Origin of the sequence: Actinoplanes sp. KI2, assembly GCF_025630775.1 — a bacterium.
In the GTDB taxonomy this organism is placed as follows: Bacteria; Actinomycetota; Actinomycetes; order Mycobacteriales; family Micromonosporaceae; genus Actinoplanes.
The window spans coordinates 61,121-72,964 of the sequence record NZ_JAOSZE010000027.1 but is presented as its reverse complement, the minus strand read 5'-3'; the positions used below and the strand labels follow the sequence as shown (position 1 = coordinate 72,964).

General features: G+C 71.0%; 10 protein-coding genes and 13 tRNA genes. 4 read left to right on the top strand and 19 right to left on the bottom strand.

What is annotated here, in order from left to right:
* Nucleotides 1–108 precede the first annotated feature (108 nt).
* A complete protein-coding gene (locus tag ODJ79_RS27500) occupies nucleotides 109–711 on the top strand; it encodes a DUF4360 domain-containing protein (RefSeq protein WP_263026565.1) in 603 nt (200 codons plus the stop codon).
* A gap of 37 nt (nucleotides 712–748) precedes the next feature.
* On the opposite strand, the gene ODJ79_RS27495 is transcribed toward ODJ79_RS27500, so the two are convergent.
* From ODJ79_RS27495 to ODJ79_RS27405, 19 genes are all read right to left on the bottom strand, one after another.
* Nucleotides 749–833 (bottom strand) — tRNA-Cys (locus tag ODJ79_RS27495).
* 5 nt (nucleotides 834–838) lie between these two features.
* Nucleotides 839–911: transfer RNA gene (locus tag ODJ79_RS27490), tRNA-Arg, on the bottom strand.
* A 1-nt stretch (nucleotide 912) separates the two neighbouring features.
* A tRNA-Tyr gene (locus ODJ79_RS27485) sits at nucleotides 913–996 on the bottom strand.
* A gap of 2 nt (nucleotides 997–998) precedes the next feature.
* A tRNA-His gene (locus tag ODJ79_RS27480) sits at nucleotides 999–1,069 on the bottom strand.
* A 2-nt stretch (nucleotides 1,070–1,071) separates the two neighbouring features.
* Nucleotides 1,072–1,144, bottom strand: a tRNA-Val gene (locus ODJ79_RS27475).
* A 27-nt stretch (nucleotides 1,145–1,171) separates the two neighbouring features.
* A tRNA-Ser gene (locus ODJ79_RS27470) sits at nucleotides 1,172–1,259 on the bottom strand.
* A 14-nt stretch (nucleotides 1,260–1,273) separates the two neighbouring features.
* A tRNA-Pro gene (locus ODJ79_RS27465) sits at nucleotides 1,274–1,347 on the bottom strand.
* 5 nt (nucleotides 1,348–1,352) lie between these two features.
* Nucleotides 1,353–1,425 (bottom strand) — tRNA-Pro (locus tag ODJ79_RS27460).
* A 49-nt stretch (nucleotides 1,426–1,474) separates the two neighbouring features.
* Nucleotides 1,475–1,548, bottom strand: a tRNA-Ile gene (locus ODJ79_RS27455).
* 1 nt (nucleotide 1,549) lies between these two features.
* A tRNA-Ser gene (locus ODJ79_RS27450) sits at nucleotides 1,550–1,638 on the bottom strand.
* A 6-nt stretch (nucleotides 1,639–1,644) separates the two neighbouring features.
* Nucleotides 1,645–1,716 (bottom strand) — tRNA-Asp (locus tag ODJ79_RS27445).
* Between the two features lie 26 nt (nucleotides 1,717–1,742).
* A tRNA-Gln gene (locus tag ODJ79_RS27440) sits at nucleotides 1,743–1,813 on the bottom strand.
* A gap of 128 nt (nucleotides 1,814–1,941) precedes the next feature.
* Nucleotides 1,942–2,014: transfer RNA gene (locus tag ODJ79_RS27435), tRNA-Trp, on the bottom strand.
* 342 nt (nucleotides 2,015–2,356) lie between these two features.
* A complete protein-coding gene (locus tag ODJ79_RS27430; protein ID WP_263026479.1) occupies nucleotides 2,357–2,818 on the bottom strand; it encodes a nitroreductase family deazaflavin-dependent oxidoreductase in 462 nt (153 codons plus the stop codon).
* Nucleotides 2,819–2,918: 100 nt separating this feature from the next.
* Nucleotides 2,919–3,404 carry a hypothetical protein gene (locus ODJ79_RS27425; protein WP_263026478.1) on the bottom strand — a complete coding sequence of 162 codons (486 nt, stop codon included), beginning with the start codon at nucleotides 3,402–3,404 and terminating at the stop codon, nucleotides 2,919–2,921.
* A gap of 251 nt (nucleotides 3,405–3,655) precedes the next feature.
* On the bottom strand, nucleotides 3,656–5,473 hold the full coding sequence (locus ODJ79_RS27420; RefSeq protein ID WP_263026477.1) for an esterase-like activity of phytase family protein: 1,818 nt from the start codon (nucleotides 5,471–5,473) through the stop codon (nucleotides 3,656–3,658).
* Nucleotides 5,474–5,628: 155 nt separating this feature from the next.
* Nucleotides 5,629–6,711 carry an acyl-CoA dehydrogenase family protein gene (locus ODJ79_RS27415; protein ID WP_263026476.1) on the bottom strand — a complete coding sequence of 361 codons (1,083 nt, stop codon included), beginning with the start codon at nucleotides 6,709–6,711 and terminating at the stop codon, nucleotides 5,629–5,631.
* A gap of 28 nt (nucleotides 6,712–6,739) precedes the next feature.
* Nucleotides 6,740–7,612 (bottom strand): alpha/beta hydrolase, encoded by an 873-nt coding sequence (locus ODJ79_RS27410; RefSeq protein ID WP_263026475.1) that lies wholly within the window; start codon nucleotides 7,610–7,612, stop codon nucleotides 6,740–6,742.
* Nucleotides 7,609–8,412 carry an MBL fold metallo-hydrolase gene (locus ODJ79_RS27405; protein ID WP_263026474.1) on the bottom strand — a complete coding sequence of 268 codons (804 nt, stop codon included), beginning with the start codon at nucleotides 8,410–8,412 and terminating at the stop codon, nucleotides 7,609–7,611. Before ODJ79_RS27405 ends, ODJ79_RS27410 begins: the two co-directional genes overlap by 4 nt.
* A gap of 104 nt (nucleotides 8,413–8,516) precedes the next feature.
* Here ODJ79_RS27405 and ODJ79_RS27400 point away from each other — a divergent pair, with 104 nt between their 5' ends.
* From ODJ79_RS27400 to ODJ79_RS27390, 3 genes are all read left to right on the top strand, one after another.
* Nucleotides 8,517–8,849, top strand: coding sequence for a winged helix-turn-helix transcriptional regulator (locus ODJ79_RS27400; RefSeq protein WP_263026473.1), 333 nt, complete (start codon nucleotides 8,517–8,519; stop codon nucleotides 8,847–8,849).
* Nucleotides 8,850–9,008: 159 nt separating this feature from the next.
* Complete coding sequence (gene lanKC, locus ODJ79_RS27395; RefSeq protein ID WP_263026472.1) at nucleotides 9,009–11,702, top strand: class III lanthionine synthetase LanKC; 2,694 nt, start codon at nucleotides 9,009–9,011, stop codon at nucleotides 11,700–11,702.
* Complete coding sequence (locus ODJ79_RS27390; RefSeq protein WP_263026471.1) at nucleotides 11,692–11,787, top strand: SapB/AmfS family lanthipeptide; 96 nt, start codon at nucleotides 11,692–11,694, stop codon at nucleotides 11,785–11,787. The genes lanKC and ODJ79_RS27390 overlap by 11 nt, the downstream gene beginning before the upstream one ends.
* Nucleotides 11,788–11,844 lie beyond the last annotated feature (57 nt).

Here is an 11,844-nt window from a genome sequence, read left to right as displayed (position 1 = left end):
GTGCATAACAGGGAAGCGGGAAGCGCGCACCTGATCATGCCGAGGAGAGTTAGCTATCAGGTCAGACCACTTGAAATCCGGCCAGTCTTGGAGGCTTGCGTGCTGGGAATGCCAGTGACCGCCGCACTACTTCTTTCCGTCACGACGATGACGCCGGCGACCGGCTCCGCCGACGACCGGGTCACGATCGAGAAGCTGACGGTGAACGGCACCGGCTGCCGGGCCGACACGGTCGCGGTCGCGCTGTCGCCCGACAAGGAGGCGTTCACGGTGACGTACAGCGCCTACGTCGCTCAAGCCGGCGCCGGCACGGGAAACAAGGATCAACGCCGTGCCTGCAGCCTCACCGTCCGGCTCAATGTCCCGGCAACCACGCAGTACGCCATCACCGCCGTGGACTACCGCGGATTTGCCCACCTCGAACCGGCCGCCTCGGCCACCCTCTCCGCGCGCTACCACTTCCAGGGCTCCGGCGCGCCAACCTATACCGTGCACTCCTTCGCCGGCGGCCTCGACGACGACTGGCAGGTCACCGACTCCGCGGGAAGCGGCCTCGTGTTCAGCCCGTGCGGTGCCGGCCGCAAGGTCGACATCGATACCGAGCTCCAGGCGAGGGCGGACCGGGCCGACGCACCCACCAGCATGATCACCATGGATTCCACCGACAGCGAGGTCGCCAGCACGTACCACCTCACCTACCGCACCTGCTGACCGGACGAGGACTCCGCAGCGGAAATGGCATGAGACGTGGAGACCATGGCCGGAATCGAACCGGTGACGTGGTCGTGACCCGCTTTGCAGGCGGGCGGCTCCACCAGGAACCCACCATGGCCGTGCGTACCCTCGGACGGATTCGAACCGCCGGCCTCCAGATTCGGAATCTGGCGCGCTATCCGCTGCGCTACGAGGGTGTGGTGCGGGAGGTGGGATTCGAACCCACTCAGCGTTGCACCTGCTTTACAGGCAGGCCCGACTCTCCGACGTCGGCGCTCCCGCGGGGCGATCGAGCGGAGTTGAACCGCCGCCTCCAGGGCCACAACCTGGCGCTCTACCGTTGAGCTACGACCGCAGTACCCGGCCGCGGGATCGAACCGCGGGCCTCCCCGGTGTGAGCGGGGCGCTCGTTCCGCTGAGCTAGCCGGGCGGGGCCGGCCTCAGAGCTACCGGCGCGTGGCGGAGACGGGGCGAGTCGAACGCCCACGGGAGTGACCCCCAACGGTTTTCGGGACCGCGGCCGGCGCCCATCGGCTGGCGTCTCCAGGGTGGTACCAAGTCTGGGTAGCCGGATTCGAACCGGCGGCCTCCGCGTCCCGAACGCGGCGCGCTACCAAGCTGCGCCATACCCAGTTGAGTCGGGACGACCAGGTTCGAACTGGCGACCTCCGGTCCCCCAGACCGGCGCGCTACCGACTGCGCCACGTCCCGATGCCGGCGTCCACGTCGGGCGACCGAACCCGTTCGGGTGCCGAGCACGTCCTGGCGCACGGAATCGAACCGCGGGCCTCCGCCTTATCAGGGCGGCGCTCTGACCGACTGAGCTACACCAGGGTGGCGGAAACGGAGGGATTCGAACCCTCGGCGGGACCGGCCCGCTCTGCCTTAGCAGGACAGCGCCATAGACCACTCGGCCACGTTTCCGCGAAGCGCCACCGGCGGGAGTCGAACCCACGGCCCTCCGATCGACAATCGGATGCTCTCCCCCTGAGCTACGGCGGCATGCGGTGGCTGTCCAGCCTCCGCCGCTCCCTCGCAAGGACTCGAACCTCAACCTCGGCGTCCAGAGCGCCGCGTCCTGCCATTAGACGACGAGGGAATGGGCCGCCGTCGGTGTGGCGCCGGCGGGCCCTGATCTCATGCCATTTCCACTGTGGAGTTCTCAAGTCCGAGGCCCTCGCGGGTCTCGACGCGTCCATGCCCGCAGGCGTTCTGCGGGGGACGAAGCAGGGGTGACAGGACTCGAACCTGCAACTTTCGGATTTGGAGGCCGCTGCGCTTCCGGTTGCGCCACACCCCTACGAAGTTGGCCGGAAATGCGAAAGACCGCCTTCCCGGGTACGGGAGGCGGCCTGGGCGCTGGGCGCGGGGCTCAGGCGCTGGGTGGGGCCTCCCGTTGTGCGGGCTTGCTGTGCTGGTCTTCGGAGACCCATCGGGTCGTCCGATACGCGCAGGCAGCCACGGCCGACAGCGGATGCTGCGGCTCGGTGACGGCTTGCCGGCGATTCATCGGAGTGCTCCTGGGTCGAGTCGTGGTGGGCGGAAGGGCGGTGGATATGAAGAAGCCGCCCGGTCCCGGCGCGGGTGTTGCCTTGGTGCTGATCACAACGGTAGGACACGCATCCGGCACCGGCAAACACATTTACGGGGTCGGGGTGAGGCGGAATATGGGCAGCCGGCGGTGCGACGCGCGGGTCCGGTAGTTCTGGTATCCCGGCCACTGGTCGACGATCAGTTGCCAGAGGCGGTCGCGGTCGGCGCCGTGGGTCTCGTGCGCCTTCACCGGTAGGTCGCGCCCGCCCAGCAGCACCCGGGCGTTCGCGTCGGAGCGCAGGTTCCAAGCCCAGCCGGGGTCGTTCGTCCCGCCCCAGTTGGAGGCGATGACGATCAGGTCGTCGCCGTCGCGTACGTATTGCAGGGGGTTGCTTCGGGGTTGTCCGGAACGGCGCCCGGTGGTCGTCAGCATGAGCGATGGGGCCATGCCCAGAGCCACCACCCGGCCGCGGGTCAGCCGGCCGAGCCACCGGTCGAGGCCGACCAGGCTGCGGGCCACCGGGGTGAAACCGGGCCAGGCACCGACGGCCCGCCACGTCTTTTTCCACATCTCAACCACTTCCGCTCCGCAGATCGTCCATCCCCGGCGGGAGGGTCGAGGGACAGGATATTGCCGCGGGAGCCCGGCCGCCGCGAAAACGAGCGCGTGGTCAATCCGTACGGCCAATGGGTTGATCGGCGGCGCGAACCAGGTATGGGCGGCGGTCGCGGTCACGAACCTCGAGAACGACGTCCACGACGATGCCGGGTCCCCACTTCGGCCCACCCCGCGCGACAACCGTGAACTGGGACGGATCTCGCATCCGACCTTGGTCCTCCGCGACCGGGGACGTCCAGATCATCGGGCCGTGGACGACCGCGAGCCGGGTCGCCCGTGTCAGCGGCGGCACCACCGACGGCGGATCGGCCACCACCGTGACGCCGGCGATCAGCGGCCGGCCACCCGGCGGGCAAGCCGGCATGAAGTCCCGGTACAGAGAGGTAGAGATCCGAAGCGTGGCACCCGCAACCGAGACCATCACCGGAACGGTCTTGAGGCTGCCCGCATAGTTGCCGACAGATCCGTCTCGTACGGCGGCGGTGTCGAACTCGCCGAGAAAGCGAATCAGCCTGTCAAGTTCCGGCACATCGCCCATGATGACACCCATTAGTCATCGGCGCTTCCGCCGTTGCTTGCGGATCGTCTCCAGTCTGGCCGCCGCGGTCTTTGCCGGGCGGCGGAAGTATTCGAGAGCACGATGCCCGTGTTGGAATGCGGACGCGTGCACCTCGCCACCGCCGCCGCCCGGTGGGACCCACCGGATCCACAGGCCGTCGTCGTCGTGGCCGCACCGGTGTATCTGCGCCAAAGCCGGCCCGCCCCGGGAGGGCGGGCCGTCGCGGTCGATCAGTATCGGATGGTGACCGTGGCGCTGCCGAGCACCACCGGGAGCCTCGACATGTCGACCCGGAGCACCTCGCCGTCGTCCACCACGCCGGCGGCGTCCAGCGTCTTCTGGTGGAGCAGGAACCGTCCGGTGGTCGCGGACCGCACCGGCGTACAGGCGGTGGTGTCGGACAGCCCGGAGGCCTCGCAGGCCGCCTCGTTCTGGCCGAGCAGGTGGTCGATGCCGAAGTCGCTGTCGTTGGCGAGGTACAGCACGCGGCCGCCGTCGGCGGCCGTGATGCCCTCGATCTTGTCGTGGCCGAAGAACGCGCCCGACGGGTCGAGCTGGTTCAGCACGGTACCGAGCTCCAGGTACGGGGTCTTGCTGACCGGGACGATGCCGGCCTGGGACAGCAGCAGCCCGGCCTTCGCGGTGGGTGCGTCGCCGACGTACGCGTCGATCGACCTACCACCCACGGTGTACCCGAGCGGGCCGCCGCTGCCGGTGACGTCGGTCGCGCCGGTCAGGTCGATCTCGTACAGGTTCTTGACGGCCGCCTGGCCCGGCTCGCCCTGCAGGCCGTCCCGCTCGTCGACCAGGAACTTCGTGGCCGACAGCGCGGTGATCTCACTGACCGCGCCCGACGTGGTGGCCGGGTTGGTGAGCAGGTACACGTACTCGTGAATGGTTTTGGTCCGCAGGTCGACCGTGACGATCCGCACCGGCGACACGTTGCCCGGCTTGACGGTCTTGCCCTTGGCGTCGGTGCCGTAGTCGGGCACGGACAGCGCCGACTGCATGATGCCGACCAGGGTCCGCCCGTCCGGTGTGACGGTGAGCCCCTCCATGCCCTTGTTCTTGGTGCGCAGGGTCAGCTCGGCGGGCAGCGGGTGCGCGGTGTCGACGTGGTGGCCGGCGTCGGCGCCCCACGGCGACAGCCGCTCGATCTCCGTGCCGTTGCGGTCGAAGTGGGTGATGAACGGGCCGTACTCGTCGGAGACCCAGAAGCTGCCGTCGGCCAGCGCGACCAGGCCCTCGGAGTCGTAGCCGTTGCGCGGGTCGAGGGTCACCGCCGGGCTGCTGCCGGGCACCGGGTACGGCTGCGCCGGGTCGAGGTACGTGCCGTACAGGTCCTCGGTCTTCTCGGCGCTCGCCGCGGTCTTGGTGACCGGGTTCGGCAGGCCGTTGTAGGGGGTGCCGTCCGGCGCCTTGAGCGCGATCGTCCGCTGCACCACGGCCTTACCGCCCACCAGCCGGAACAGCCCGATCTTCGGGTTGAAGGTGGGATCGGCGAAGGCCTTCTGGCCGGTCGGGCCGTCGTCGTCGGCGTTCGGGCCGCGGTCGGTGACCCCGGCGAACCAGCCGGGCCGGCCGGGCACCGCGACGAAGGAGGAGCCGTAGCCGCCGCCGGAGATCTGCACGGTACTGCCGTTCGGTCCTTCCAGCCCGCCCAGCGGCGGGATCTGGTCGCCGCCCGGTACCGCGCCGGGGTAGACGGTGACGGCGTCGGTGGCGGTGTAGCCGAAGTGCACCGTGCCGTGGCTGCCGGGGACCGCCGGGGTGAAGGTGTACGAGCCGTCGGCGTGTACCACCAGGCCGCCGGCGGACGGGGTGTCCAGGCCGGTGTGGCGAACCACCGCGGTCGCGCCGTAGTCGTTGGCCAGCACATTGCCGGCGACGCCAACGATGTCGGCCGTCACCGCGAACGGGTGCGGCTTGGCGACCCACCAGCCGAACGGGTCAGCCCAGGCGGTACCGACCGAGGCCAGAACTATGACGGCGGCGGTACCGCCGATGACTGTCGCCCGCCTGCGGGCGCGGAAATGATCCAGGTGCATCCCCGCAACCAATCCGCGACAGGTGAACGGCGAATGGCCGGAGCATGAGGTGCGGCGGTCGGATGGAGCAAACCCATCGCGCTTCCCGACAGATCATGCCGAGTGCAGGCGTCGGCGAGGATGTGACCGCTGGGCGACCCAACGAGCCGCGGGGGTCAGAGGCGGGTGGTGTTGACGTCCTCGCCGAGCAGGACGGCGCCGATCGTCTCGCGGACGTCCGGGCCGATCATGGCGTGCTGGGTGGCGGCGTGCACGTCCCGGAAGTGGCGCTGCAGCGGGCTGGACGCGTAGAGCGACGTCCCGCCGGCGGCGTCGTACACGAGATCCACCGCTCGGGCGGCGTTGCGGTTGGCAGTCGCGATGGCCAGGCGTAGCCGGGCCACACCGTCGACGCCGCGCGGGTCGGGCGCGGCCGCCTCGGCCAGCAGATAGGCCAGCGCCGACGCGCGCAGGGCCTCGGCCTCGGCGACCGCGGCCCTGGCCCACCCCTTGCCGGCCAGGGACCGGCCGGTCATCGGGTCGTGCTTGGCTCGGGCGAGTGCGGTGAACTCGCCGATCGCGGCCCGGGCGATGCCGAGCGGCACGGCGCCGATGCCCACGGCCAGCTGGGCGAAGACCGGGAAACCGTCGCGCGGGTCGGCGAGCGAGAAACTGTGCTCCTGCGGCACGAACAGGTCGGCCGCCTCGATGTCGTGGCTGCCGGTGCCGCGCAGACCGGCCACGTCCCAGGTGTCGTGGATGGTCATCGTCCCGGCCGGCATGATCATCATCAGCACCGCGTGCGGGCCCTCCGCGACCCGGCAGCCGCCGACCAGCCAGGTGGCGTGCTCGCAGCCGCTCGCGAACGGCCACCTCCCGCGTACCCGATAGCCCCCGTCCACCGGCGTGGCCAGGCCGAACGGCGCGGCGACGCCCGCGATGCAGAACCGGGGATCGGCCAGCATCGCCGCGACGACCTGCGGGGTGAGATAACGCAACGCGACGCTGGTGGCGCCGGCGATCATGGCGACCCAGCCGGTCGATCCGTCGGCGTACCCGAGTTCCTCACACACCCGGACGAAGGTGACCGGGTCGGCTCGGCCGCCGGGGGCGAGCATCCGGAAGACCCCGAGAGCGGCGAGCTCGTCCACGATCTCCGGCGGCACCCGGCGTACGGCCTCGGTCTCTGCGGCCCGGTCACGAATCCGTTCGCCGAGGCGCTGGACTCCGTGGAGGAGATCGTCCACAGTGTTCGCCACGCGCACGATTCTGTCCTCGCGGAGAACCTCAGTGCAAGGTGGCCGCCAGGTGGTGGTGCAGGAAGGTGGCGGCGGCGTCGGCGGCCTCGGTGACGTACGGCTCGACGTCGTAGAGGTCGATGTGCTGCTCGGCGTCGAGCCAGCGGATCTCCTTCGGTCCCGTCGCCTGGTTGTAGAGCGCCTCGGCGAGTTCGGGCGCGCAGTAGGCGTCGGTGCGGCCGTGCACGACCAGGAGCGGGGTGGCGGCGAGCAGCGGGGCCGCGCCGAGCGCGTCGAAGGTCATGAGGGCGTGCAGCGAGCCGTACGTGACCCGGTTCTCCCAGTGCTCGGCCGTGGACCGGGCCGTGCCGTAGTAGGCGAACGGCTCGTCGCCGGCCATCGCCGCGGTCGCACCGCCGGGGGCGACCGCCGGCAGTTCCTCGTCGTACCGTTCGATGAAGGAGCTCAGCGACCGCCGGTAGCCGTCGGGGCCGGCCGCGCTGAACCGTGCGGGGCTGTTGTAGGCGCCGGCGATGCCGACGACGGCGCGGATCCTCGGGTCGGCGGCGGCCGCCCGGACGGCGTAGCCGCCGCCGAGACAGACGCCGACGGCGGCGAGGCGGGTGGGGTCGACGGCCGGGTGGTCGGCGAGCAGGCCGACTCCCGCGCGCAGGTCGGCGAGCTTGCCCTGGCTGTCCTCGTGGGCGCGGCGGCCACCGCTCTCGCCGAAGCCGCGGTGGTCGAAGGCCAGCGTGGTCAGGCCGCGGTCGTGCAACCGTTCCGCGTACGTGCCGACGACCTGTTCCTTGACCCCGGTGAACGGTCCGGTCAGGACGACGGCGGGTGCCCCGGCGGCCGCCACCCGGAGGTGGCCGGCCAGGGTGAGGCCGTCCGCGGTGAAGGTGACGCGTTCGGCGCTCACGCCGCGATCTCCGCGGCGACGGCGTCGGCGCCCAGGCCGATCATCCAGGTCAGCGGCGCCCCGGGCAGGAAGCGGGTCATCACGGCGGTCAACTCCTCGCGTTGGGCATCGGTCAAGGCGGGCGCCCCGGCGGCGAGGCGGCCGATAGTCGCGCGGTACATCATGAGGTACCGCCGCTGCTCGGCCAGCATGCCCGCGTCCCCGGGCGCGCCGTGGCCCGGATAGAGCGTGGCGCCGTCGAGCTCCTCGGTGAGGGCGTCCAGCGCGGTGAGCCAACGATCGGTGTGCCCGTCCGCCGTGTACGGGTGGGTGCCATGAAAGGCCAGGTCACCGATGAATGCCCGGTCGTCGAGCGTGAGGTAGGAGTCGGCGTGGCTCTCCGCCGCGCCGACCGCGTGCAGCCGGAAGCGCAGCCCACCCAGTTCCACGGTGTCGCCGGTGGACAGGCGCTGGTCGGGAACCCGATGCCGGTCGGGCCATTCGTCGCCGTACACCGGTTGCCATTGCGCCCGTTTCGCGTCGGCGATCCGGGCGATCGTGTCCGCCACGTCGTGCGCCGCGTACACCGGCACGTCGTCGCCGGCCAGCAGCGGCAGGCCGTTGAAGTGGTCCGGGTGTGCGTGCGTGACGAACACCCCGAGCAGCGGCTTGTGCAGCGCCGCGATCCGGGCGGCGAGGGCGCGCACATCGGACAGCAGCAGGTTCGCGTCGATCAGCACGACGCCGTCGGCCGTCTCCAGCAGATAGCTGTTGACCAACAGTCCGGCCTCGGCGGCGGTGTAGGTGTGGATGCGGTACATGACGGCGGCGTTCCCCTCCGGCGTTATCGTTTCGCCTGACGCTAGGTCGCGCGGCGCCCGTCGCACAGAAGGCACTTTCCGGTGCCCTTGGAGGGGGTGTGCTCATGTCGCTGGTGATACCGGACGTGCTGGAGGAGAGCTGCACGACGCGGCAGGCGCTCGAGCGGCTCGCCTCGAAATGGCGCGTCCTGCTGATCTATGCGCTGCTCGCCGGTCCGCAACGGCACGCCGAGCTGCGCCGCCGGGTCGCCGGGATCACCCAGAAGGTCCTGACCGAGACCCTGCGCGACATGGAGGCTGACGGCCTGGTGCAGCGGCGAGTGCTCAAGGAAACACCACCACAGCACGTCGAGTACGCGCTCACCGCCCTGGGCAAGACGCTGCAGGAACCGCTCGCGGCGATCTGCGCCTGGGCAACCGAGCACAGCGCCGGCTGACGACGGGCCTTTGTCCACAGTAGCCCCGCTTAAACCTGCGGTTTGTCATGAGTTTCGAGGCGGTTCGGTGGTCCATCGGGTGACCGGACACACTTCAGCTCATCCTTTCGGTCGGGCAGCCTCTTCGGCATAGGACACGCACGACGCCGGGAGGGGCAGATGGACGAGCGCTACGACTCGTACTGCGCGGTTGATCCGCTCTTCTACGACTCGCTGACCAACACCCGGGCCGAGGTCGCCGGCTACCTAGCCGGGCGGGAACCACCCGCCGGCTGGGAGCGCCTGGCCAAGGACGACTGGCTGATCTGCAGCCCGGTCGGCGACCCGCTCCCGATGCAGGGCTGGAAGATCCACGTCTCCGCCTGCCTGGACAACGCGGAGCGCGTCCTGACCGTCGTATGGGACTACTGCGTGGCCCACGGCCTCGGCTTCAAGTTCCTGCGCGGCCCCAAGATGCTGCTGATGCGCAACGCCAAGTACGCGTCCCGCGGCGCCGCCGGGAAGTTCATCACCGTCTACCCGCACGACGACGCCGAGCTGGAGCGGGTCTGCCGGGAGCTCGACGAGCTGCTCGACGGCGAGCCCGGCCCGTACGTCCTCTCCGACCTGCGCTACGGGCGCGGCCCGGTGTACGTCCGGTACGGCGGATTCGCCAACCGTTTCTGCCTCTCCGCCGAGGGCCTGGTCGTGCCGGCCCTGGCGAACCCGGACGGCACGCTCCTGCCGGACCGGCGCGACCCGGTCTTCCACGTTCCCGAGTGGGTGACGCTGCCCGGCTTCCTCGCGCCCCATCTCGCGGCCCGCAACGCGGTCAGTACCACTCAGATCCCGTACGCGATCGAAAGCGTGCTGCACTTCTCCAACGGCGGCGGCCTCTACGCCGGCAAGGACACCCGCACCGGGCAGGCCGTCGTCCTCAAGGAGGGCCGCCCGCACGCCGGTCTGGACGCCACCGGCGCCGACGCGATCGCCCGGCTGCGCCGCGAGCACGACATGCTGACCGCGCTGGCCGACGTGCCGCAGGTGGTCCGCGCGCACGACATGTTCACCCTGGGCGAGCATGAGTTCCTGGTCCTCGACCACGTCCCCGGCGAGCCGCTGAACCGGGTCCTGGTGCGGCGCTACCCGCTGATCGATGCGGACGCCTCCGAGGAGCGGCTGGCCGGCTTCACCGCTTGGGCGCTTTCCATCCACGCCCAGGTGGAGCGGGTGGTGCGGGAGATCCACCGGCGCGGCATCGTCTACGGCGACCTGCACCTGTTCAACGTGCTGGTCGGCGACGACGACCGGATCACCCTGCTCGACTTCGAGGTGGCCCGGCCGGTCGGCGAGCCCGGCCCACCCGCCCTGCGCAACCAGGCGTTCGCCGCGCCACGTGACCGCACCGGGTTCGCCGTCGACGAGTACGCGCTCGCCTGCCTGCGGCTGGCCCTGTTCCTGCCGCTGACCTCGATGCTGCGACTCGCGCCGGGCAAGGCGGCACACCTCGCCGAGATCATCGCCGAGCGCTTCGGTGTCCCCCGGGACTACCTGGACGAAGCGGTGCGGGTGATCCAGGGTGACGCGGCACCGGCCGAGCCGCTGAACTTCGACCGCAACGACTTCACCGGCCTGCGCCGGCGGCTGACCGAAGGCATCCTGCGCACCGCGACACCCCGGCGCGACGACCGGCTCTTCCCCGGCGACATCGAGCAGTTCCACAGCGGAGGGCTCAGTTTGGGGTACGGCGCGGCCGGCGTGCTGTGGTCGCTCGACATCTGCGGGGCGGGCCGCCGCGCCGACCACGAGCAATGGCTGGTCGACCGGGTGCGGCAACCGGCGTCCGGCAGCCGGCTCGGCTTCTACGACGGGCTGCACGGGGTGGCGTACGCGCTGCATCGGCTCGGCCGCCGCGACGAGGCGACCGCGCTGCTCGGGCTCTGCCTCGCCGAACCGTGGCGCGAGCTCGGCACCGACCTGGTCAGCGGGCTCGCCGGGGTCGGCCTGAACCTGATCTACTTCGCCGAGGCCACCGGCGAGCCGCGGGCCGCGGAAGCCGCCGACGAGGTGGCCCGGCTGCTCGCCGACCGGCTCGATCGCGCACCCGAACCGGCGGAGATCAGCGGCGGCCGGCACCCGTACGCCGGACTGACCCGCGGCGCGACCGGGCCCGCACTGTTCTTCCTGCACCGCTACGAGCGCACCGGCGATCCCGCCCTGCTCGATCTCGCCGCCCGCGCCCTGCGCCGCGATCTGCGCACCTGCGTGGTCCGCGAGGACGGCGGGATGGAGGTCAACGAGGGCTGGCGGACCATGCCGTACCTGGCGCACGGCAGCGTCGGCATCGGGCTGGTCCTCGACCGCTACCTGCGACACGCCCCCGACGACGTCTTCAGCGAGGCCTCCCGGGCCATCCGCCGGGCCGCCGCCTCGCCGTTCTACGCCCAGTCCGGGCTGTTCGCCGGGCGAGCCGGGATCATCGCGTACCTCGCGGCGCGGGTGGCCGCCGGCTCCCCCGACCCGGCCGACGCCGCCGAGGTGGCCCGGCAGGCCGACGCCCTGTCCTGGCACGCTCTGCCGTACCGGGACGGGTTCGCCTTCCCCGGCGAGCAACTGCTGCGGCTGTCCATGGACCTCGCGACCGGCACGGCCGGCGTCCTGCTGGCGCTGGCGATGGCCGAGAACCCGCGGATCGGGCTGCCGTTCCTCACCACCTCCGCACCGGAGCACCGCGCGCGCGGTGCGGAGATCCACGCCGGGGCACCGGCCGACGACTTCCGGCGCGCGGAAGAAGAAGAACCCATCCAGATCCACCAACACGAAAGGGGAGGTGTTGAGCATGACGCTGCTCGACCTTCAGGGCATGGACGTTGAGATGAAGAACGGCGGCGGCGGCGGCAGCCGGGCCAGCCTGCTGCTCTGCGGCGACAGCTCGCTGAGCGTCACCACCTGTAACTGACCGAACGGTACGCCACATGCCCCGCTCCCGGACGGCCACGAGCCGCCCGGGGGCGGG